Annotated in this window: 20 protein-coding genes and 1 pseudogene; 11 read left to right on the top strand and 10 right to left on the bottom strand. The window is 36.7% G+C overall.

What is annotated here, in order from left to right; all coding sequences use genetic code 11:
- Window positions 1–72 precede the first annotated feature (72 nt).
- On the top strand, window positions 73–3228 hold the full coding sequence (locus ABD814_RS13020) for a hypothetical protein (RefSeq protein ID WP_344914116.1): 3156 nt from the start codon (window positions 73–75) through the stop codon (window positions 3226–3228).
- Between the two features lie 147 nt (window positions 3229–3375).
- Here ABD814_RS13020 and ABD814_RS13015 read toward each other — a convergent pair whose 3' ends face one another.
- Window positions 3376–6159, bottom strand: a complete 2784-nt coding sequence (locus tag ABD814_RS13015; protein WP_344914113.1) for a glycoside hydrolase family 3 protein — start codon at window positions 6157–6159, stop codon at window positions 3376–3378.
- Window positions 6160–6513: 354 nt separating this feature from the next.
- The gene (locus tag ABD814_RS13010) at window positions 6514–7011 is read right to left on the bottom strand and encodes a cupin domain-containing protein (protein ID WP_344914149.1); all 498 of its coding nucleotides are present in this window, start codon (window positions 7009–7011) and stop codon (window positions 6514–6516) included.
- Window positions 7012–7245: 234 nt separating this feature from the next.
- Between ABD814_RS13010 and chrA the strand changes: the two genes are divergently transcribed.
- A complete protein-coding gene (chrA, locus tag ABD814_RS13005; protein ID WP_344914111.1) occupies window positions 7246–8433 on the top strand; it encodes a chromate efflux transporter in 1188 nt (395 codons plus the stop codon).
- Window positions 8434–8497: 64 nt separating this feature from the next.
- Here chrA and ABD814_RS13000 read toward each other — a convergent pair whose 3' ends face one another.
- Window positions 8498–8989 carry an LURP-one-related/scramblase family protein gene (locus ABD814_RS13000; RefSeq protein ID WP_344914108.1) on the bottom strand — a complete coding sequence of 164 codons (492 nt, stop codon included), beginning with the start codon at window positions 8987–8989 and terminating at the stop codon, window positions 8498–8500.
- Window positions 8990–9139: 150 nt separating this feature from the next.
- Here ABD814_RS13000 and ABD814_RS12995 point away from each other — a divergent pair.
- A pseudogene (locus ABD814_RS12995) lies at window positions 9140–10015 on the top strand (aminoglycoside 6-adenylyltransferase).
- A 53-nt stretch (window positions 10016–10068) separates the two neighbouring features.
- On the opposite strand, the gene ABD814_RS12990 reads toward ABD814_RS12995, so the two are convergent.
- The 3 genes from ABD814_RS12990 to ABD814_RS12980 form a co-directional block, all read right to left on the bottom strand.
- A complete protein-coding gene (locus tag ABD814_RS12990; RefSeq protein ID WP_344914106.1) occupies window positions 10069–10416 on the bottom strand; it encodes a DUF4260 domain-containing protein in 348 nt (115 codons plus the stop codon).
- A 17-nt stretch (window positions 10417–10433) separates the two neighbouring features.
- Window positions 10434–10898 carry a glycine zipper domain-containing protein gene (locus ABD814_RS12985; protein ID WP_344914103.1) on the bottom strand — a complete coding sequence of 155 codons (465 nt, stop codon included), beginning with the start codon at window positions 10896–10898 and terminating at the stop codon, window positions 10434–10436.
- Window positions 10899–11046: 148 nt separating this feature from the next.
- Window positions 11047–11670 carry an ECF transporter S component gene (locus ABD814_RS12980; RefSeq protein ID WP_344914100.1) on the bottom strand — a complete coding sequence of 208 codons (624 nt, stop codon included), beginning with the start codon at window positions 11668–11670 and terminating at the stop codon, window positions 11047–11049.
- Window positions 11671–11932: 262 nt separating this feature from the next.
- On the opposite strand from ABD814_RS12980, the gene ABD814_RS12975 reads away from it, so the two are divergent.
- Window positions 11933–12583, top strand: a complete 651-nt coding sequence (locus tag ABD814_RS12975; RefSeq protein ID WP_344914147.1) for a trimeric intracellular cation channel family protein — start codon at window positions 11933–11935, stop codon at window positions 12581–12583.
- Window positions 12584–12614: 31 nt separating this feature from the next.
- On the opposite strand, the gene ABD814_RS12970 is transcribed toward ABD814_RS12975, so the two are convergent.
- The 3 genes from ABD814_RS12970 to ABD814_RS12960 all read right to left on the bottom strand — a co-directional run bounded on the left by ABD814_RS12970 (window position 12615) and on the right by ABD814_RS12960 (window position 15414).
- Window positions 12615–13793 carry an amidohydrolase gene (locus ABD814_RS12970; protein ID WP_344914097.1) on the bottom strand — a complete coding sequence of 393 codons (1179 nt, stop codon included), beginning with the start codon at window positions 13791–13793 and terminating at the stop codon, window positions 12615–12617.
- Window positions 13794–13991: 198 nt separating this feature from the next.
- Window positions 13992–14741, bottom strand: a complete 750-nt coding sequence (locus tag ABD814_RS12965) for a class I SAM-dependent methyltransferase (RefSeq protein ID WP_344914095.1) — start codon at window positions 14739–14741, stop codon at window positions 13992–13994.
- A 1-nt stretch (window position 14742) separates the two neighbouring features.
- On the bottom strand, window positions 14743–15414 hold the full coding sequence (locus tag ABD814_RS12960) for a cupin domain-containing protein (RefSeq protein WP_344914092.1): 672 nt from the start codon (window positions 15412–15414) through the stop codon (window positions 14743–14745).
- A 230-nt stretch (window positions 15415–15644) separates the two neighbouring features.
- On the opposite strand from ABD814_RS12960, the gene ABD814_RS12955 reads away from it, so the two are divergent.
- Genes ABD814_RS12955 through ABD814_RS12940 form a run of 4 tightly spaced genes read left to right on the top strand, consistent with a single transcriptional unit; the run spans window position 15645 to window position 18620 of the window.
- Complete coding sequence (locus ABD814_RS12955) at window positions 15645–17246, top strand: hypothetical protein (RefSeq protein ID WP_344914090.1); 1602 nt, start codon at window positions 15645–15647, stop codon at window positions 17244–17246.
- Window positions 17247–17302: 56 nt separating this feature from the next.
- Window positions 17303–17566, top strand: a complete 264-nt coding sequence (locus ABD814_RS12950; protein ID WP_344914088.1) for a ribbon-helix-helix protein, CopG family — start codon at window positions 17303–17305, stop codon at window positions 17564–17566.
- Window positions 17556–17963 (top strand): type II toxin-antitoxin system VapC family toxin, encoded by a 408-nt coding sequence (locus ABD814_RS12945; RefSeq protein WP_344914085.1) that lies wholly within the window; start codon window positions 17556–17558, stop codon window positions 17961–17963. Before ABD814_RS12950 ends, ABD814_RS12945 begins: the two co-directional genes overlap by 11 nt.
- Window positions 17964–18011: 48 nt before the next feature.
- The gene (locus ABD814_RS12940) at window positions 18012–18620 is read left to right on the top strand and encodes a transglutaminase-like domain-containing protein (protein ID WP_344914082.1); all 609 of its coding nucleotides are present in this window, start codon (window positions 18012–18014) and stop codon (window positions 18618–18620) included.
- A gap of 29 nt (window positions 18621–18649) precedes the next feature.
- Here ABD814_RS12940 and ABD814_RS12935 read toward each other — a convergent pair whose 3' ends face one another.
- Window positions 18650–19375 (bottom strand): MerR family transcriptional regulator, encoded by a 726-nt coding sequence (locus tag ABD814_RS12935; protein WP_344914079.1) that lies wholly within the window; start codon window positions 19373–19375, stop codon window positions 18650–18652.
- A gap of 135 nt (window positions 19376–19510) precedes the next feature.
- Here ABD814_RS12935 and ABD814_RS12930 point away from each other — a divergent pair, with 135 nt between their 5' ends.
- From ABD814_RS12930 to ABD814_RS12920, 3 genes are all read left to right on the top strand, one after another.
- A complete protein-coding gene (locus tag ABD814_RS12930) occupies window positions 19511–19894 on the top strand; it encodes a GIY-YIG nuclease family protein (protein WP_344914076.1) in 384 nt (127 codons plus the stop codon).
- A 184-nt stretch (window positions 19895–20078) separates the two neighbouring features.
- The gene (locus ABD814_RS12925) at window positions 20079–22157 is read left to right on the top strand and encodes a Cna B-type domain-containing protein (protein WP_344914073.1); all 2079 of its coding nucleotides are present in this window, start codon (window positions 20079–20081) and stop codon (window positions 22155–22157) included.
- Between the two features lie 138 nt (window positions 22158–22295).
- The gene (locus ABD814_RS12920; RefSeq protein ID WP_344914070.1) at window positions 22296–22955 is read left to right on the top strand and encodes an SDR family oxidoreductase; all 660 of its coding nucleotides are present in this window, start codon (window positions 22296–22298) and stop codon (window positions 22953–22955) included.
- The last annotated feature ends 133 nt before the right edge of the window (window positions 22956–23088 follow it).

Raw genomic sequence — 23088 nt, 5'->3', positions numbered from 1 at the left:
GTATGAAATGATACTTATCAAGTAGCTCTGTATAGGATTAGATAATTTTGAATGGTTAGAAAGGTTGATAACATGTATAAATTAATGGATGATTTAAAATTTAAAATTGATAATTATTGTCAGGCAAGTCCATTCTCGAGCTTCTTGCCTGGTTTAGCTGGAGAAGATGGGATTCCGATGTGGGTATATTATGTTAATAGAGGTCAGGCGATTGCAAGCTTTGGCGTGGAAAACAAAGATAATGCTATGACTGAATTTTACCCAGCTGATAAAGCGTATCAGGTTGTACCGTTGCAAGGCTTTCGAACATTTATAAAAGGAAAAAGAGGTAAAGAATCGTTTAGTTATGAGCCATTTAATAGATCTGATCAACAAATAAAAGATAGTATGATTATTGATAGTAATGTTCTAGAGCTCAGTCATGAAAACAAACGCGATAAACTAAAAATTGATATTGCTTACTATAATTTACCTCATCAATCTATTCCAGGCTTTATTAGAGAAGTAACAATTAAAAATGATACTGAAGAAAATTTAACTTTAGAGCTTCTTGATGGTCTAGCAACAATACTTCCAGCCAAAGTGAATAATGATACTTATAAATCAATGAGCCATACACTAAAAAGCTGGTTTGATGTCGAGCTTATTGATCAAAAGTTTGGTTACTATTTCCTACGAGGGAGTACGGAAGATGAAGCGGCAGTTTCACAAGTTGAAGGAGGTAACTTCTATATTTCATTACTTCAAACGGGGCAAGGAGAATCAATTATTCCACCACTTTATGATCGGAATTTTGTGTTTGGAGGAGACTCATCACTAAGGCAGGCTGAGTTTTTCCAAAATAATTGTGTAACTGAGATTGATTTTAATGCTCAGATTGGCACGAATAAAACAGCTTGTGCCTTTTCCCCTGTTTACTATCATTTTAAAGCTCACGAAGAGATCAAACTTTTTTCAGTGATTGGTCAAGTTGAAAATAAGGAACAAGCCAGACGTTTTTTAGCTGAACAAGTGTCTTCGGACAAGTTTAAAAGTTACCGAAGTTCAGCCGTTCAGCTGACAAAGGAACTTACAGATCATGTAGAGACACAAACAGCATTACCACATTTTGATGCATATGTTAAGCAAAATTATTTAGATAATGGTTTGCGTGGTGGATTTCCGTTAGTTTTTGAGAATGAAACGGCTAAACAAATATTTTATTTATATTCTCGTAAGCATGGTGATTTAGAAAGGGATTATAATTATTTTTCAATAAGCCCTTCTTATTATTCACAGGGTAATGGCAATTACCGTGATATGAATCAGAACAGACGACTTGATGTGTTGTTCGATCCCCGTGTTGGGGATAGTAATATTAAGAAGTTCGTTAATTTGATACAGTTAGACGGTTACAACCCATTAGCTATAAAAACAGTCCAATTTACCTTGAAGGAAGCAGATTTTGATTTTGGCCGATTTGGTATAAAAGAGCACCTACAAGAAGCATTGAAAGCATTGTTACTAAAAGGCTATACACCAGGTGATGTAAAGCGATATTTAGATGATAATGAAGTAAATTTGACTGTTTCTTTTGAAGTATTCCTAACAAGCGTATTAACAGCAAGTGATGAGGTATTGGAGGCGGAACATGGAGAAGGGTTTTGGATTGATCACTGGACTTATAATTTGGACTTAATTGACACCTATTTAGCTGTTTATCCAGATAAGAAAAGTGCACTTTTCTTTGCGGATGGTTATCGCTATTTTGATAGCCCCGCATTTGTCAATACTCAAGATGTTAAATATGTAGAGGGTAATGGCAAGGTTCGCCAATATAATGCATTAACAATTGATGAAATAAAGATAAGTAAACAAGCAAGTGGTGCAGAGCAATGGCTTAGAACCAATCACAATCAAGGTCAGATTTTCACGACAAACTTATTTTCTAAACTATTTTTATTAGCAACTAATAAATCAGCCACAATTGCTCCTTTTGGGTTAGGAATTGAAATGGAGGCTGGAAAACCTGGCTGGAATGATGCGCTTAATGGTTTACCAGGAATGTTTGGCGCAGGTGTATCAGAACTCTATGAATTGAAACGATTGTTAAATCTATTAAAGATTGATCACCCAGCCACCAATACAGACATTACTTTACCTGTTGAAGCCGGGGAGTTTATTAAAAATTTAACTAAATGCTTAGAATCTATTGAAGAGACTGATTTGAATTTGGAGTTATGGCAGGCGATCACAACTATACGTGAGCGCTATCGTGCTTCAATTAAGTCAGGAATAACAGGTAAACTTTTTACTTGTACAATTGAGCATGCAATCAAGAGTGTTAAGGTATTCGAACATTTTGTCGATTTAGCTATTGATGCTGTTGAGGCATTTAATGAGGATCTTGTTCCAACCTATTTTTACTTTGATGTTGAGCTTTCACCAAATAGTAAAGAAGTGAAGTCAATCAATCCACATGCTGTCTTGCCTTTTTTAGAAGGGATTGTTAAACAGTTAAAACTTTCTAACGATCCAAAAGTGGCTAAAAAAATCTATGGAAAAGTAAAAAAATCAGACCTTTATGACCGAAAATTGGGGATGTATAAAACAAGTGTCTCGATTAAAACAGAGCCAATTGAGTTAGGTCGCGCCAAATTTTTCACGCCTGGCTGGTTAGAGAACGAATCTGTTTTCTTGCATATGTCTTATAAATATTTATTAGAATTGTTGAAAAACGAACTCTATGATGAATTTTTTGAAGAGATCAAAACAGGACTTGTTTTGTTTAATGATCCTAAAAAATATGGAAGAAGTATATTGGAGAACTCTTCATTTATTGCAAGTAGTGCCAATCCTGATCCATTATTACATGGGAAAGGATTCATTGCGAGGTTAAGTGGAGCTACAGTGGAATTCTTGCATATGTGGTTTTCTATGTTTGTTGGACAAAAGCCATTCAGCTTTGATGATCAGGTGTTGAGCTTTGAATTATCACCAAAGTTACCAAGCTGGCTATTTGATCAAAATGGTCAAGTGCAATTCAAACTATTTAGTCAAATAGATGTTACTTATGAGAATATTGAACGGAAAGATACTTATGGCACGCTCGGAGTTAAACCAGTTAAATACACTTGCTTATTAGCGAATAAGAAAAAAATTTCTATTGATGGTTCTGTTATTTCGGGGGATTTAGCAGAGCAAATTCGAGCAAAAGAGGTTCAATCGATTCATGTTCAATTGGCTTAATCTAAAATTAAAAAAGAAGCAGGGAGGTTAATCTCCTCAGCTTCTTTTTTTATTAGAAAAATTGTTCCTGAAATATTTACAAATATACTTGTAGTTCTTTGTGTCATAAATGTTCTTAAAAAATCATATCAAATGATACTAATTTGTTTAATTAACTTTTATAAATTGAATCTCTTCAATAACGATCCCTGGTTTTGTAAATTTGATTTTTAATTCATATAAACCTTGTGTTAACTCTATTCGCTGTAGCTTTTGTTTAATTGTTTTACCGTCTGTTCCATTTGTTTGTGCTGTTGCAACGGTCTGATTATTTATCACAATGTTACATGATGTTTGAGCAAGGTCGGCTCCTGGTGATGATAAATCAGCAAACATACGGTACTCACCAGCTTCTTCAACCTTAAAGAAAATTGGCTCCTTTGAATTGGGCTTTAATTTTTGATTTGGTTCTAAGTTTTGAACCCGATCTGTTGGTTCTTCACTGAATGTGAGTGGAGCGAGCTTCCCAAATGAATCATTAAAGGTTTGATTACGATTAAATACCGGTGCATCAATTAAGAATCGACAGATATTAATTGCTGAGCGCTGTAATTCGCCTCGCGTCAAAGTCCCAGCTTCTAATGCTTCTAATGTATGGTCTTGACTAGAATTCACTTCTGCACCATAGTTTGCAACAACCATATAGAGATCATTTTGTGCGCGAATCATATGATGTGTATTTCTTCGATCAGACTCTCCGGCATCAATTGGATCGTTCATATGTGCCCACCAATCTGTCATGACAATCCCATCAAAACCCCATTCGCCACGTAAAATTGTTGTATTTAGATCATAATTTGATGCTGACCAGTGACCGTTAATTGGATTATAGGCAGTCATGACTCCCTTGGCTCCACCTTCTTTGATAATCATTTCAAACCCTTTCAAATAAAGTTGACGTAATGCTCGTTCAGAAACAACTGCATTTACTTTAGTGCGAGAATGCTCCTGGCTGTTTACGGCAAAATGTTTTGGTGTTGCGTGTGCACCACCTTTAACAATACCGCGGGAATTCGCAATCGCCATTACTCCAGTTAAAAATGGATCTTCAGAGAAGTATTCAAAGTTTCGACCATTGAGCGGATGGCGTCTTAAGTTGATTCCTGGTCCTAGTAATAGATCGATTTGATTACGAGCCAATTCTTTACCTTCTAAAACATATAGTTCTTCAACTATCTTTTCATCCCAAGTTGCAGCTAATAGTGTACCAATAGGAACTTGAGTTGCTTTTTCACCACTATCCATTCGAATCCCAGATGGTCCGTCTGCCGTAGAGGCAACAGGTAAACCATAATTTAAGAGTGAATCACTTACTCCGCCAAATGCTGATGCTGTCCCCGATGTCACGAGAGGACTGCTCATTCCTTCTCCTCGAATAATTGTTGCTAATTCTTGATCAGAAAACTGAGAAACAAATGTTTCAATTGATACTTTTCTATCAGCTACATCTTGGAGTTTGAATCCTTGATCCCCCGTTTGTTCAAGTTCCTCTGGCATTCTCGTCTCGATTCGGTCTCTAATTGAGATTTGACGCTGAGGTGTGTCGACATAAGTTAATTGATAACAACCATTGGCTAATTTTTTCCCTGGCATCATTCGTTTAAATTGCTCGATCGGAGCCAATGCTTCTTCTAATTGTTTAATCAAACGAATTTCAGGAACAAAATAGCCAGTCTCTTGATCAACATTAACTTGGATTGTCTCTCTTACGCTAGTACCAACATGAAACAGATAATGGCCGGATTCAAGTACATAGGCAGATCGATAACCAGTCACGCCAGCATCATCATAAGATGCCAGAGAATCGATTCTAATACGTAGTAAAACGCTTTCTTCTTCACCCGGTTGTAAAAGTTTTGTTTTTGTAAAGGCTACGAGTGAACGAGTTGGTTGACCAAGCTTTCCTTGAGGTGCTTCTAGATAAACTTGAATAACTTCTTTTCCAGCGTAAGCTGATCCTGTATTTTTCACAGTCACATTAAACTCTATATGTTCAGTACCATCTACAGTTTTTGTTTGTGCAGGAGCACAGTTGAATTCAAATGTTGTATAGGATAAACCAAAGCCAAATGGGAACTGAACTTTTTCCGGTGCGAAGGTTTCAAAGTAGCGATAACCAACGTAAATGTCCTCCGCATAAATATTTTTAAGGTCATCACCATAATTAGTTGTTGCGGGATAATCATCAATCGCATAGGCGATTGTATCTGTCAGTTTCCCGCTTGGTGTCACTTCACCAACCAGTACATCGCTCGCAGCTCGCCCACCTTCCATCCCGCCATGCCATGTGTATAGCAAAGCTTGGACATTATAGTTTTGAAGCCAGCTTGTATCAATGATATTCGATGTATTTAATACGACAGCTACTCGATCAAAGTGGTCAGTCACAAGTTCAATCATCTTTAGCTCATCACCCGTTAGTAAATAACTTCCTTGTTCAGCAGCATTATCCTGATCTTCACCTGCTGTTCGACCAATCACGATTACTGCTTTATCAGATTGATTTTTAGCTTCTTGAACAATTGCCTTTGTGAGTGGCATTTCTTTTTGGTGCCAAGGTTCAGCTGCCCAACCGCCACCACCATTATCAAATGGATGTTCTAGAATCCAGTCTTTATAAATTGAAGCTAATGTTTGATTGATCTTAATCTGATCTTTTTCCATTAAACTATCAATCAGGTTGGTTGTATAGCTAACATTAACGCTTCCTCCCGAACCTGTTCCACTACGATAATAATCTTGTTGTACACGTCCGAAGACAGAAATAACTTCATCCGATTGAAGAGGTAACGTGTTAAAATCATTTTTTAGTAAAACAGCCCCTTCAGCAGCAACTTTACGACTGAATTCAGCAAAACCTTCTAATGGTACTCCAATTAGTTGTTCACTCAATAATAAAACCCCCAAATCATTTTTTATATAACAATATATAGTTTAACATAAAGCGCTTTACCTTTCACTTAAAAAGATAATTATTAGAGTGGATAACATAGATCAAAAGTATGCACAGCAGGTAGTTGAGTTGAATGTTGGTGGTATGAATTTTCAGGTTACTACTTTTAGTCAATATCGATAATTTTAAATAGGTATTCGATCATAGTAGTCGCTCTGAAATCGTCTATATTGATTTTTAAGCAGAAATACTTTGTTAAGGTTAAATAGTTCATTTTATTTTGTGTGAATCTAGTTTAGATCATAATCAAAATGAAATAATCATAGGTGTCCAAGCCTCCTATGATTATTTTATTAGTAATGACCGCTTTCTTTAATTGCCTCAGCTTTTGTCTGATGAACTGTCCCTAATTCATGTTCAGCTGGGGCATAAATTGAGTAAAGCTTTAGTGGTTGGTTACCAGTGTTCTTGATATTATGCCATTTCCCTGCCGGCACCATGACCGCAGAATCAGACTCAACTCTTCTTTGGAAAATTAACTGTTCTTTGTTGTCTCCCATTAGTACTAAACCATTCCCAGCTTCAATTCTTAAAAATTGATCATGATTAGAATGGATTTCTAAACCAATCTCATCCCCGACTTCAATACTCATCAATGTGACTTGAAGGTATTTCCCTGTCCAAATTGCTGTCCGAAATGTTTTATTTTGTTTGGTTGCTTGGCTTATGTTAATGACAGATGGCTTTCGTCCTTGATCTTTTGAGAATGGGTGCTGATCATTACTGACAATATACGTTGTTAAATCTTGATGTTCGATCCCGAGTGGATAGCTCCACCAATTTTGTTGCATGGCTGTGTTGAATGCCGGGTAATTATAATAATATGGCCAATGATAATGATTCACTTTTTCATCTCCTCATCTCTTTAGTCATGTTACTATATGCTAATAGCCTATAAATGGTACAGAGTATTAAGTTGATGTAAATTCTGGTTTGAATCTATTGAACCCGACTGACTGCTATGCTATTTTTGAAATACCTTTTTAAAAAAATCAGAATAGCAAGATAGTAGGGGTGGCTTGGTTATGGGAAATAAGCGAGATAGTCAGTTAAAGAGATGGATCGAAATATTTATTGTGACGTTACGACTTGGCTTAACATCATTTGGTGGGCCAATTGCTCATTTAGGGTATTTTCACGAGGAATACGTGGAGAGAAGAAAATGGTTAGATGAAAAAAGCTACTTAGACTTAGTTGCACTTTCTCAATTCTTGCCCGGACCAGCTAGTAGTCAGACTGGGATTGGAATTGGGGTGATGCGTGGAGGTGTAGTTGGGGGAATTATTGCGTTTTTAGGTTTTTCTTTACCGTCCGCGATTGCGTTGATGATTTTTGCAACTTTTCTAACTACATTTGGTATCGAAGATTCAGCTGCGATTAAAGGATTGCAAGTGGTCGCTGTTGCAGTTGTGGCTAAAGCTGTTTTAGGGATGGCTGAAAAATCAACGCCAAATTTAAGAACAAAGCTGATTGCCCTTTTTGCATTACTTGTCACTTTATTATGGCAAACCGCTTACGCACAAATCATTGCGATCTTGTTAGCTGGCGTAGTAGGATTGATTCTATTTAAGGCAACAGATAAGCAAACAAATCAATCGACAAGTGAATTTCCAATCTCACACCGTGTTGGCTATATTTGCTTAACATTATTTTTTGGTTTTTTAATGGGATTACCGATCTTAAGTGGTATGGTTGATTTACCGTGGCTAACATTATTCGATAGTTTTTATCGCTCAGGTTCACTCGTCTTTGGTGGCGGCCATGTCGTTCTCCCATTACTTGAGCAAGAAATTGTCACGGCGGGATGGTTGACACAACAAGAATTTCTAACTGGATTCGGTGCGACTCAGGCCGTTCCTGGTCCGCTATTTACATTTGTCGCCTATATTGGGGCAATCATTAACGGTTGGTTAGGCGGATTCCTTTCGTTCTTAGCGATCTATTTACCTGCTATTTTACTGATTATTGGGGTGTTACCTTTTTGGGAAGCACTTAGAAATAAGCCGAAAATAAAAGGAGCTTTAATTGGAGTCAATGCATCTGTCGTTGGAATTTTAATTTCTGCTCTTTATACGCCAATTTGGACGAACGCTGTTCAAACAACGACTGATTTTGCTTTAGTTGCTATTTTGTTTAGTATGCTAGCCTTTTTAAAACTTCCGTCATGGTCTGTTGTAATTGCTGGTATTATCGGTGGTTTGATTTTATTTTAATTAAACAAAGGAGCCTGAACTTTTGGATCGGCTCCTTTGTGTTTGGTGAATTTTTTATGAAAAATTAATTTGAACTTGCAGCTGCTTGTTCGTTTGATTTGACAAAATCGATTGCTACGACAATTGCAATCACAATGTGTTCATAGGCTTCATCGATCACGTGGACGTCGTATGTGTCACCCCAAGTAAACCATCTTTCGTTTACGTGAGCTATTTTTCTGCCTTGTTTAAAGACTTCGAAGTTTTTGTCCCACCAGTCACCGCTAATTTCAATGTCAGAGCTATCGATCCGGTAGCGATCTCTGAAGAAGGTGAATTCTTTAACAATTGTCATAATTTCATTGCCTCCAGCCTCTACATAAAACTTTGGTAGAAAACTAAAAACTTTTTTAGTGATTAAGGCAACTTGATGGCCGTTGATATCTTCAATTTCAAAGGTTTTTGGGATTGAAAAGAAGCTGCCTCGGATAAAGTATCGGTCTTGTTCATGCTCATCTTTAACGGTAAAACGTTCGCCTAAACTAAAGACTTTTTGTTTAATATACAAATGACTCATCATTCGACCCTCTTTCTTAATATATTATGTACATTTATTACTGTGCTATTTTTATTATACATGATCGCATGTGAAAAAATTATAATTTCTTCAAAAACTCCTTATAGTAAGCTATGATTAAATTAAATACGATTCATGAGAGGTGAGCAAATGCGTACAGAACAGGAAATGTTTGATTTAATTTTAGCTGTCGCGGAGAAGGATGAACGGGTACGAGCTGTTGGTTTGAATGGATCGAGGACAAATCGAAATGCACCTAAAGATATTTTTCAAGATTATGATGTTGTCTACCTAGTGACTGAGATGGAATCGTTTTTAGAGCAACCAAGTTGGATCGATGTTTTTGGGGAACAATTGATTATCCAAACACCAGAGGATATGTCACTGTTTCCGCCAGAGCTCGGCAATCGCTATTCGTACCTGATGTTGTTCACTGATGGCAATTGAATTGATTTAATGCTTGTTCCTGTTGAAGATCAGGTTGAATACATCGGAGAAGATACGTTAACAAAAATTTTATTAGATAAAGATCAGTCACTGCCAGAAATCCCAGTAGCGACAGATCAAGATTATTGGGTTAAAAAGCCGACTGATCAGCAGTACCTTGATTGTTGTAATGAATTTTGGTGGATAACAACTTATATCGCAAAGGGATTATGGCGTGAAGAGATGCTTTATGCACTTGATCACTTAAATCGTTATTGTCGGCCGATGCTTTATCAAATGTTGGCATGGCAGGTAGGGTTTGAAACGGATTTTTCAGTTAGTGTTGGAAAGTCAGAGAAGTATTTAGCTAACTATCTTGAAAAGGACACTTGGGAGCGGGTGCTGAATACATTTCCTCGAGCATCGTATGCGGATGTCTGGAAGGCGTTATTTGCAATGATTGAATTGTTTCGTGATACGGCTGCTTTTATTGCTGAACGTTTGGATTTTGATTATCCAGTTGGATGGGATCAACGGGTTTCGGCCTATTTAAATCAAGTGAAGGGGCTCCCGAAAAATGCAACGGAATTTACTAAATAGTCTAGTTTAAGATTAAAATTCGTGTTGGTCATATTGCCAACACGAATGATTGACTAAACGCGATTAAAGTGGGTATCTTTGAATGCTGTTGGATATTTTAAGCCAAAGCCAAAGAGCCGATCCATCCCAATGTGTGCTAACCAGATGATTCCGATCGATAAGGTGATCGAGCTAGAAAGCAGTAGCCCAATGAAAAGGACGCTAATAGCAACTGTATAAGTGTGAAAAAGATTATAAATCATCGAACCAAGCTTAGGATTGATGAAGTATCCCAGCATAGCAAGGTCTGGGACAAATAACAATGCGACAAATAAAATCCAGCTAAATTGAAAGTGATGATAAATATAAAAGCTCAATGCAAAGACAGCAAGGCCTTCAATGTGGAGTAACAATTTAGGCATTATGATATCCTCCGTTTTTAAATGACTTTTCCTTTTTTCTTCGCTTCTTCATCTTTTCCTGCCCCAATTGCTAAGCCGATTGCTAACCCAATTGGTAATCCGAAACCAATATTATCAAAAATGACTAAGCCAAACAAAAGCCCAATACTCAATCCGATTGACATGTAGATACCCGTATAATGTCCGCTAGACACGAGATCGTGTTGATCGGTTAAGTGAGTTTCAATCTGCCTAATGACTTTTGTGTGTGTTTTAATGTCTTGTTTATTGATACTTTCTTTTTGATTTAATAGTTGTGAGAGATGATTTTCAAAATCAGAAAAATTCTGTAAGCAGGCATCACATTCTGATGAAAATTCAGCTAGCCGATTTATGTTCCGCTCACATTTTTCTAAATCAAGCTGTTTACTAAGTTTTGGCTCAATCGAATTACTTAATTCATTAAGTTTTAATTTAAGTTCATCTGCACGAGTATTTCCCATTTAATCACCCACTCTCTTAGTCGATTTTAGTGATGATCAATTAAAAATGTAAAGTATATTGACAATTAAACTAACTCAATTATAACAAAAACCCCCCAGGACGACATCCTAAGGGGTAAAACTTTATAACCTTTTTTCTTGAATCATGCTATCGATTAACAATTTTCAGTAACGGTGGTACAAGTGCTGTTGTAATAACGGCAGCGACGATTGCTTCTGCGAGTCCGTTTGTCAAAAATACAGTTAAAATTGCATTAAAAATAGCGCCAACACTATTTACATCAATTGCTTGTGCATAAGCATCTTGGAAGAAGAAAGCAATCGATCCCATCACTAAAAATGTGTGAATAAAAGTGGACAGTAAACCAGTTAAAAATAACGCAGGTTTCTGCCGGAATTTAGTTTTTTCAAAAATCCGCTTGGTTGCTTGATAAAGATAAAACGGAATAATTCCAAGCAACACTCTAGGTACAATCGCAATAAACAATGCCCAGAATCTTGCTGGCCCAACATCGACTAGATCAACAAAGGGAGAAAAGGCAAACGATAATAAGCTCGGTGATAACGTATTGATAATCACACTCGTTAAACCAAATACAAGTCCTTGAAGCGCACCAATTCTGGGACCTAAAAGGATTGAAGCGATAATAACCGGTATATGAATAATTGTCGCTTTAATGATGACTAAGTTGATAAAACCAACAGGTGTAAAAGCAAATAATAAAATAATTGAAATAAAAATAGCAGTCAACGTGAATTTCTTAATGTTCATTCTCATCTACCTCCCTAAATAATATAAATGGGTTAAAATGATAACTTAAAAGATGACAAAGATGAAAGTAACGCTATTTTAACACTTAATATAGAAAGACTCCAATTATATTTCTTTTATTTTGTTGATAAAAGCATACGATTAAGTAAGGATGCTATCAAAAGATTAAAATAGCCGATGTTTGACAGTCGAAGCATTCCTTTTGTAGAGTATAATTGAAAGTGAATCAATGGTTTTTTTAGCTGGATAGGGGGGATTTCTTATCGTTTGGGAAGTTTTAAATATTATTGGGACGATTGCCTTTGCAATGAGTGGGGCTGTAATTGCTCTTAAAGTCGATTATGATCTGATCGGGGTGTATGTTTTAGGATTGATTACTGCATTTGGTGGGGGTGCCGTCCGAAATCTATTTATCGGGATTCCTATTACTCAACTTTGGCAGCAAAATTCCCTGTTTATTATCGCTTTAATTACAATTAGCATTGTCTTTTTACTACCGAGTAAAGCCGTGATCTTTTTATCACGCTGGAATATTCTCGATGCGATTGGATTGTCAGCCTTCGCCGTTCAGGGTGCGATGTATGCTCAAGCGTCTGAGTTACCTATTTTCGCAGTCATGTTCTCTGCTGCAATCACGGGAGCAGGTGGTGGGATTATTCGTGATGTGTTGGCGCAAGAAAAGCCAATGGTATTTCGTCAAGATGTTTATGTCTTATGGGCGATTTTAGCTGGATTTGTGATTGGAATGGACTGGATCACAGAGGCCTATCAATTTTATCTGGTCTTTATCGTGATCTTAATCTGTCGGACGATCTCGCATCGTTATGGATGGAGTTTACCGAAGCGATCGCTTCATCATGTGGAAAAGGATCGATCTAAAAATTACATTGAAAAATCTGCGAAATTGGGTTAAATTTTTTGGCCATTTCGCAGATTTTTTTGTTTTAACTTAAATAGTTTGTGACAACATAACCGACTGATTTCGCTGCGACAAGTAAGGCGTTTTCATCAATATCAAATTTAGGATGATGATTGAAATAAGGTTGATCAACACCTTTTGGTGAACAGCCAATAAAGAAGTACGAACCAGGGATTTTTTCCGTGTAGTAGGCAAAGTCCTCTGATGGAGAAAGCCTTGCTATTTCACGAACAGCTTTAATATCCTGATCATTCACTTGATTGAGTGTGTTAGCAACAAAATCGGTCAGCTCAGGATCGTTATATAATGGTGGATAGTCTGGTTTGTAAGTAAGCTGATTATCGACACCAAACATTGCTTCAAGTCCGTCCACAATCCGCACAAGCTCTTTTTTAATCACTTGTTCCGTTTCGTAATTCGAATAACGAATGTCACCTTCGATTTCAATGCTGTCTTTAATCACATTAAATGTTCCTTTTCCGTCAAATGATCCAATTGTCATAACCGCAATCTCATTTGGATCAATTCTTCGACTAACAATTGTTTGAATCGCTGTGACAAAGTGAGCACCTGCAACAATTGCATCATTCGCTTTATGGGGAGAGGATCCGTGTCCACCTGTTGCGTTAATTTTCAATTTAAAATATGAACGTCCATTAAAAGCATACTCACTTCGGTAACCAACCATTCCAGCAGGCGCAATCGGTAAAACGTGGATACCGAAAATCGCCTCAACATCATTGAGATGCCCGCTGTCAACAATAGATTTTGCTCCACCCGGCGGTAACTCCTCAGCATGCTGATGAATTATTTTTATCGTTCCAGCAAGTTCATCTTTTAATTCAATTAAACAATCAGCTAAAACAAGCAAGTAGGCGGTATGTGCATCATGACCACATGCATGCATCACACCTTTATTTTTAGACTTAAAAGGAACATCTGCTTCTTCTTGAATCGGCAGTGCATCAAAGTCGGCTCTTAGTGCGACTGTTTTCCCAGGCTTTCCACCTTTAATTGTCACGATGATTCCATAACCATTTCCAACATTTGTCTCCATATCAACGGCTTTACCTTGATAAAAATTCTCAATATAAGTTGCAGTATTTTTTTCTTGAAAGGATAGTTCTGGATACTGGTGTAAGTGACGGCGAATCTGAATCATTTCGTCATATCGCTCTTCTAACATGGTGATTAACTTTTTCATAAATCAGTCGAGCTCCTTTCGGGATGGTTTTCTTAGATGCTGACTTATTGAATTGTTAAGCCAATTCTAACACAAACAGAATAGAAATTTCCCGATGGCCTGGTCACAGATTTTAATTATCTTCAAAAAACTCTCGCCTGCAAAAATACTAAATCTGAAATCTAGTGAGCAGACGAGGGTCAAATGAATTAAAACGACTTATTTTTTTGAAACAATCGCAATATAGCCTAAGTTTGATTTATTTGCTTTGAAAAAGCGGTACATCGACTTAAAGTAGACTCGGTTTTCTTTTTTCATTGCTCGGCAAAAGATTTTTATCGTCCGCCCTAAGCCTTCATCTCTAATCATGCCTAACGGGTTCATAAGTGACATTGGACCAGTTGCTATTTTTAGATTTTCAAAACCTGCTGTTTTAAAAATTTCACGCCACCCTGCTTCATCATGTGGAGTCGCTTGAACGTGAATGGCTTTTTGTAAGTCCTTAACAACCTCCACCATATTCCCATCAGCAAGTTTAACATCATGAGTAAGTAAAACGCCACCAGGTTTCAAAACGCGATAGTATTCTGAAATCGCTTTTACCTTTTGTTTATCCCCTAGCATTGTTAGCATCGCCTCATTAATGACAATGTCAAAAGATTGGTCGGGATAAGGAAGATTTAATGCACTTGCTCGTTCAACTGTGATCTGATCTGTCAGATTGCCTGCTTCGACCCGTTTTCGAGCGATTTCTACAACTTGTTTATCTAAATCGACAGCTGTGATTGAACACCCTGTTTTTTTGACCAATTCAATTGCATTTGTACATTGGTTACAGGCTACTTCTAAGATTTGTTGGTTTTTATTAAATGGAACATGATTAAATAACCAATCTGTTGCTTCCACACCACCGGGACGTAGCCGTGTTTTTCCTAATCTAGCAAGAAAGGAATGCCCTGCTTCACTCATCTTATTTACCTGTCTTGACGACTGTTAGCAACATTTTAAATGCTTCAACAGCTTCTAAAGCATGCGGTATTTCGGCTGGCATAACGATACTTTCACCCTTTTTGACAGTGTAGTCAGTCTGATCAATTGTAATCAATGCTTCACCTTCTAAAATTTGGACAAGTGCATCTCCCGTCGCTGTATGTCGTGCAATTTGTTGCCCTTGATCAAGTGCAAATAATGTCAATGTTAAGGTCTCATGTTGGACAAGCGATTTACTCGACTTTCTATTAGGGACAATGTCAATTTGATCTGCTAACTGAATCGTTTCATTATGTGGAATTTTATGAATCATTTGTCTATTCTCCTCCGTTTGATAAAAATGAATTTGTTGAAAACTAGCTTTATTTTTAGCCTTTATTGCATGGCGCGAACCACGATCTAATAAGATCATCGATCCAGCTTCTAAAATAACAACTTGCTCATTATGGGTGACTTCTAGTTGACCTTCGAGACAATAAATCAACTTTTCTAAGCCAACAATTTCTGTACTAATCGATTCACCCATTCCAAGTCCAAAAGCAGTTATATCATAAATTGTTGTTTCTGCAATTGCCGTACTGATGATTTGATCAGGTAAAATGATCGCTAATTCTGAGTTGCTAAACACTGTTGCAATAGGTAAATCTCTCAAACGATCCCTCCTTATCTACTGTCACTATAATATTAATTAATAATGATAATCATTCTCATTTATATAAATTTACCATACAATTATTTGTAAGGCAAATGATTTTTTAAACAATTAATTATTTTTAATTAGAACTAACAAAATATAATCCAATTAACTATGTTAAAATAAGGGTAACTTCTTTTTTGAGCAATCTACTTTGTCTTAGAAAAAAATACGAGGGGGCTTGACTGATGAAAAAACATTTTGTTCGATTGATTCCGTATTTGCTATTGTTCATTTTGATGTTTGTCTTAAATTATTTATTCTTACCAGCGTTAACGATTCAATCGCCAGGATTCAGATTATTTATTGGAGCATTTTTTATTGGTGTTCTATTCATTGAACTTGTTATTGACATTGATATATCTGGGCGTAAGAAGGTTAACCGTACAAAATATACGTTGATTTCTTTGCCAATCGTGTTTGTTTTATTAGTATTTGCGATTCAGTTTTTTAACGGACCCATTTTCAGGTCAAAAGATTACGCGAATTTGATTGATGTTGTGGAAAAGGATTTTGGCTCTGATTTCTATGTGATGAATACAGATCAAATTCCAATGATGGATCGTGACACTGCGGAGCGATTAGGTGATCGGCGAATCGGTTCGATGAGTGATTTAGTCTCGCAGTTTGTTCCAGCGAATGCGTATACACAAATTAACATAGAAAATGAGCCTTTTCGAGTGACACCATTGGAGTACTCTGGCTTTATGCAATGGCTCAATAATCGAAAAGAAGGGATCCCAAATTATTTGAAGGTCGATATGGTTTCGGGTGAGGTAACCGTAGAGGATTTAGCTGAGAATATTAAGTACAGCCATTCTGAGCGGTTTTCTCGAAATGTAAAGCGTCATTTGAGACGCCAATATCCAACAACTATTTTTAGATCACCTTCATTTGAAGTTGATGATGAAGGGCATCCGTACTATGTTGCGACAACGTATAAAAATAAGTTCCTCTTCACTTATCAAGAACCAAGTGGTGTCATTACTTTAGATGCAGTTACTGGAGAGACGGAAGCTTATGAATTAGGGGAGATCCCTACATGGATGGATCGGATTTATGCAGCAGAATTAATTCTTGATCAACTAAACTATTATGGCAAATATACAAATGGATTTTGGAATAGTATTTTTCAAAAACGTGGTGTGACACAAACGACAGAAGGCTATAATTACATCCCAATGAATGATGATGTCTTCCTATATACAGGTGTCACATCAGTTAATAGTGATGCGTCAAATATCGGTTTTTACCTAGTTAATTTACGAACAAAAGAAGCTGAATTTTACCCTGTAACATCTGCCGACGAGTTTTCAGCGATGGCATCAGCGGAAGGTAGCTTACAACAAATGCGCTACACATCTACATTCCCATTACTACTCAATTTAAATGATCGGCCGTATTATATTTCGTCATTGAAGGATGATTCTGGCTTAGTTCGTGCGTATGCACTAGTTGATGCTCAAGATTATCAAAAAGTATTGACGAGCGATACAGTTGATGGCTTAATTGCCCAACTAAATGGTTCCACTGGAGGAGTGAGTGAGCCAACTGAAATTGAGGAAATTGAAACAGAGGAAGAGTTAACAGCGATTAGTGGTCAAGTTGAAAACATTTCACAGGCTGTTGTAGCTGGTGACACGATGTATTACTTTATGATCGATGGTTCGATCTATAAAGCATCAATTGAATTAAGTGATCAACTGCCATTCGTTGATTTAGAGACTGAACTCGAAGGGGAAGTCAATCAAGATAATATCTTCCGTTCGATTACGATTATTACGGAATAATCAATTGACACCCCCTACACACCTGTTGTAAAGTAAGTGTGTAGGGGGTGTTTGGTATGAATCAATCAATGAAACGAAAGCAATTCCATATCACACAAGACGATGAACGGATCTTAAAAGCTTTGGCAAAAGATAAAGGGATGTCTGAAGCGGAAATTGTTAGAGAAGCGATTCGGGAATACGAAACGAATCATGTGAAACAGGAAAATCCATTACTTGCGATGGCAAGAAAGGCTAAAGAGCTTAAAGTTGATTTGCCGTCTGATGCGTCTGTTAACCATGATCAGTATTTGTTGGAGACATATGAAAATGAAAAATAATAAATGTTTTGTCGATGCAAGTGCACTGATTGCACTAAACAATCCTAAAGATCACTATCATCAAGCAGCAATTGAAATTGCCAAAAAGTTAAGCAATATTGAATTAATTATTTCAGACAGTGTCCTAAGTGAAACGTATGCATTTTTGAGGTATCGATCAGGTTATCCGATTGCATCTAATTTATTAGAAAATATTTTGGTAGGTGCGCCGTTTGTGATTGTAGATGTTACTTTAGTGGCGAGAATGACAGCTATGGCATTGCTTGAAAAGTTCAATGATCAAAAAATTTCATATTGTGATGCTTTAAGTGTTGCAATTATGAAAGAACAAAAAATTGATCAGATCTTTACCTTTGACCATCATTTTGAAGTGATGGGTGTACAGGTGATTCGCTGACTGTGCAATTTTAAAACTCTAATAATTTGATTAGTTAGGATGGGTAATGTGATTTTAAAACCTGAATCAAATGATTACGCAAAATACTTAGCTGAGACTGAAGTTCTGAACTTTAATGATCTGTTTATCAAAAGAAAAATGGATGAGCTTTTTGCTGACGATCAAAATGAGATTGACAAAGTTAAAGTTGCCTTTGAGTTTGTCCGTGATCAGATTTCTCATTCGTGGGATATACAAAGCTCTCGAATAACTTGTATTGCTTCTGATGTCCTTCAGTATCAGGAAGGTATTTGCTACGCAAAATCGAACTTATTAGCAGCTTTATTACGCGCACAAAACATACCGACAGGCTTTTGCTATCAACGGTTAATGCTATTTGATACGCCAGAGCAAGGTTACTGTATCCATGCATTAAATGCTGTTTATATAGCCAAGGTCGATCGTTGGATTAGACTTGATGCACGTGGAAATAAGTCCGGGATTAATGCTCAATTTTCACTTGAAAAAGAGCAATTAGCTTTTAGAATTGATCGTCGTTCAGGTGAAGTTGATTATTCAACCATCTATATCAATCCTCACCCAAAGACTATACACGTATTAAAACAAAATAAGAATGCGATTGACATGTATCGGCATCATTTGCCCGAATATTTGTGAAGGATAAAGTAAAATCGATCTTGTTTTAATTATTTATTTGTATTTGCATAAATTGCCATTGCATCGCGCATAAACGTAGCTAGACCTTCACCAAACTGATCAATATTTTTTGTGAAACGTTCATCATCAATATACATCTGTCCTAAATTTTTAAAAGCGTCTAGTGAATAATGACCAAATTTGTTCAGATAGATATACCATTCGTTAATCTTTTCTTGTGCCTCTGTTGAGGCTGGTTCAAGATGACGAATATTAGCAAGATCACGATAAATTTGATTGAAGCTTTCCTGGTCAAATTTAGAGAATTCTTTTACTCTTTTATTTGCTTGATCAACTGCTTGATCACCCCATTTTTGGCGTGCTTCTTCTTCATATGGGTTCTGACTAAAATCAAAGCCTGCAAACTTTTCTTTATTAGACATTTGGATCTCACCTTTCGTATGTTTGATTGTTTTTTTGACTGTGTCAATCATCTGATCTAGCCGCTCTTTCTTTTCCACCAACATTTTGTAATGTAATTCCAACGCTTCTTGTTGATTAAAATTGGGACTAGTCATAATCTCCTTAATTTTCTTTAATGGAAAGCCAAGTGCTTTGAAGAACATGATTTGTTGTAATTTCTCAAGGTTATTGTCAGAATAGACTCTATAACCCGAGTCGGTTATTCTTTCTGGAACTAACAAACCGATTTCATGATAATGATGTAGTGTGCGCACACTAATACCGACTAAGTCAGCAACTTCTTTAACCTTCATGTTCGATTACTCCTTTCACTAGATACTATAAAGTATAACGTAACGTTAGGGTCAATGGTATTCGTGATATTTTTAAAATTTATCCTGAATGTGAGCGATTCAATTGTCATTAAAATTAAAAGGGGTGAGTTTTTGATGGGCTATGCAATTAATGAATCGGACACGCTATATGCAATAAAGTTCCGATTAGTGAAAGATATAAAATCAATCCAAATAGGAAAGTTAGGTCCATTTGATTTTCCACGGGGGTATTACGTCTATGTCGGTAGTGCCAAACGAAATATTAAGGCAAGGATTGACCGACATTTGAAAGTAGACAAGAAAAAACGCTGGCACATTGACTATTTGCGACCATATTTAAGCGTTGAATCCGTTCAGAGTTTTCCTGAAAGTGATGGAGAATGCCAACTTTTTCAACGTTTAAAGTTAGAACATAATGCTGATATGCCTGCTAAAGGCTTTGGCTCGTCAGATTGTTATTGCTATTCTCACTTGTTTTTCTTTGAGATAAAAAGCTAAGCCAAATCAAGCACTCTATCTATGATAGGGTGTTTTTTTATGTGAAAAATCCCCTTTACCTATCTAAACTAAAGCGTCATATTACAGCTTTTCAATGAATAGAATGACTCAAGAATAACGATGGCCAAGTTTTCGTGGTCTCTTTTTATTCTAAACATTCTCAATTGAAAAGGAGCTAATTATGATGACTAGGAAGATCAGCTTTTTCTTAACAATTCTTTTACTAATGTCACAATTACTAAGCACCCCAATTAGGATTCATGCTACACAGAGTAATGGTGTCACGTTAGTTGATGAATCAAATGTGTACCAGCAGACAAAGTTCTATCAGGATAGTTTGTTTGGCGTAGCGGGTGGATTTCATCTTGTTGGTTTAAATAGTGTCAAGAATAATGTGCATATCAACGGTAATATACTGACGGATAAGCTAATATACGGCAGTGATTTTGGTACATCTGGGGTTGAAGAGGCTAACTATATAAGAAATATTGAGAGTGGGATGGCAATCACTGTCGGTGGCCATGAAGCATCAATTTTGGTTTTAGGGAAAGAGGTAGAAGTCGGTACAGTTGATAATGGAAATGCTTGGTCGGTGAATGGCAATAAGGTCAATAGGCCTTATAAAAATAATCAGCCAAATCAACTCTGGCAAGATGATGAGAGAGAGTTTATCGATCTAAATCAAGTTGAACAACATGTTATTCAGTTAGTTAGTAAACTAGCTAAATTAGAAAATAGTTCAATTGAAATAAACAATCGTGATCATAATAAGCAAGAAATTATCGTCTCAAATAATAAGAATTTTAATGTTTATCACTTGAAAAAGGGTGACTTTAGTTTTTCAACTCCAATTCACATTAAAGGATTTGAAAAAAATAAAGCATCAACATTAATTATAAATGTTGATATGAATCAGATGGACAACAAGAATGAATTTATCATCCCCAATTCTGTTGCGCATTATAGCGATGGCTCATCTGTATCAATTGGTCATGTGACAAAGTGGTCTAATGCGAATGTTGTTTGGAATATCTATGATTCTTCAACTGGAAGCAACCTATACGCGGGAACAATAAAGAATTCAGCGGCAGTTACAGGTTCTATTTTGGCTCCAAAGGCTACTGTAATATTGGATCATAATCTTAATGGAACAGTCATTGCGGAAGATATTATTATAAATGGAGAAACACACAGAGATGATTATGTGAACCCTGAGAAGGATCCAGAACCTAAAACAACACAGGTAGCTGTTGAAAAGGTTTGGGAAGGTAAAGCGCAGGATTCAGTTACGATTAACTTACTTGTAAATGGTGTAGTTGTTGATTCTGTAAAACTATCTGACCTGAATGATTGGTCACATATTTTCACAGACTTACCTGTAGAAAATGAAGCCGGTGTAATTGAATATACAGTTGAAGAAATTTCTATAGACGGCTATGAAACGGTGATTACAGGTGATGCGGAAGCTGGTTTTATCGTAACGAATACAGAAATTATCGAGCCAGAAACAACAGAATTCTCAGTAGAAAAAGTTTGGCAAGGTAAAGTACAGGATTCAGTGACGGTTAACCTCCTGGCCAATGGTGCAGTAGTTGATTCAGTTGATTTATCTAATTTAAATAACTGGTGGCATACTTTCACCAATTTGCATGTAGAAAATGAAGTTGGCAAAATCGAATATACAGTTGAAGAAGTAGCTGTTGATGGCTATGTAACGAAAATTACGGGTGATGCAGAAACGGGCTTTATCGTAACGAATACAGAAATTATCGAGCCAGAAACAACAGAATTCTCAGTAGAAAAAGTTTGGGAAGGTAAAGTGCAGGATTCGGTTACGATTAATTTACTTGCCAATGGTGAAGTTGTCGATTCAGTTAAACTATCAGACTTGAATGATTGGTCACATACGTTTACAGACTTACCTGTAGAAAATGAACAAGGCCCAATTGAATATACAGTTGAAGAGGTTTCTATAGAAGGCTATGAAACGACGATTACAGGTGATGCGGAGTCTGGGTTTATTGTAACCAATACAGAGATAGAGGAACCTGAAGAACCTGTCGAAGAAGATCCAGACGAAGAGCCTGAAGATGATAAAAAGGTGGTTCCTGAGAAAAATGAAATAGACAAAAGCTCTAATGAATCAGGAAAATTACTGCCATCTACAGCAACAAATGTATTTAATTTATTATTGATTGGCTTCGTCTTATTACTAGTAAGTGGACTAGGATACTATTTATTAAAAAAGAAAAGAACAGAATAACAAATAGGTGAAAATAAGGGATCAGTCAACTTGATCTCTTATTTTTTACATATCAATCATGAAAACAAGAAAATGTTTATTCTTCAGTGAGAATGGTAACATAATTAAATAGGGTGTATTGATTCAAAATTAGAAAGGATGGTTGATGTGAAGGTACTAGTTGTAGGAGCGAACGGCCAAATTGGTAAGCAGTTGACGTCATATATACAAGCGAGTGATCATTTAACAGCAAAAGCAATGATCAGGAAACAAGAACAAGCCTCATTTTTTGAGGATCTAGGTGCAGAAACAGTCTTAGTTGACTTAGAAGATCGTGTTGAATCAATTGCCAAGGTTGCTACTGATGTTGATGCAATTGTTTTCACTGCAGGATCGGGGCCAAAAACGGGTAAAGATAAAACACTTATGATTGATTTAGATGGCGCGATTAAAACGATAGAAGCAGCAGAAAAGGCTGGGGTTAAACGGTTTATTATGATTAGTTCTTTTGATACAACTCGGGAAGCAATTTTAGCGGCTAATGAATCATTCGCTCCGTATGTGGTGGCAAAGTATTATGCAGATGTGTGGTTGAGAAATACAGATTTAGATTATACGATTATTCACCCTGGAATCTTAACGAATGATGGGGCTACAGGGAAGATTACTGCCGCTGAGCGTGTTGATCGTGGGGAGATTACTCGGGATGATGTTGCGCGTGTCATTTTAGCTTGCTTGGAAAAAGACGCAACGATCGGGAAAGAATTTCAAATTGTCGGTGGCAATACACCAATCAATGAAGCGATTGACGCATTATAATAAAGTGAAACTTCAATCGGTGGGCTACTGATTGTTAGTTGAACCAATCGGGCCGCTACTGTCAGTTGATCCCCCACTAGCAATTATTAGTTTTATTCGAATTTTGAATTGGGGATCTTACTGACAGTTGCAC

This window comes from Amphibacillus indicireducens (assembly GCF_039539605.1).
In the GTDB taxonomy this organism is placed as follows: domain Bacteria; phylum Bacillota; class Bacilli; order Bacillales; family Amphibacillaceae; genus Amphibacillus; species Amphibacillus indicireducens.
The sequence above is the reverse complement of the archived record's forward strand: the minus strand, read 5'-3'. Positions and strand labels throughout refer to the sequence as shown.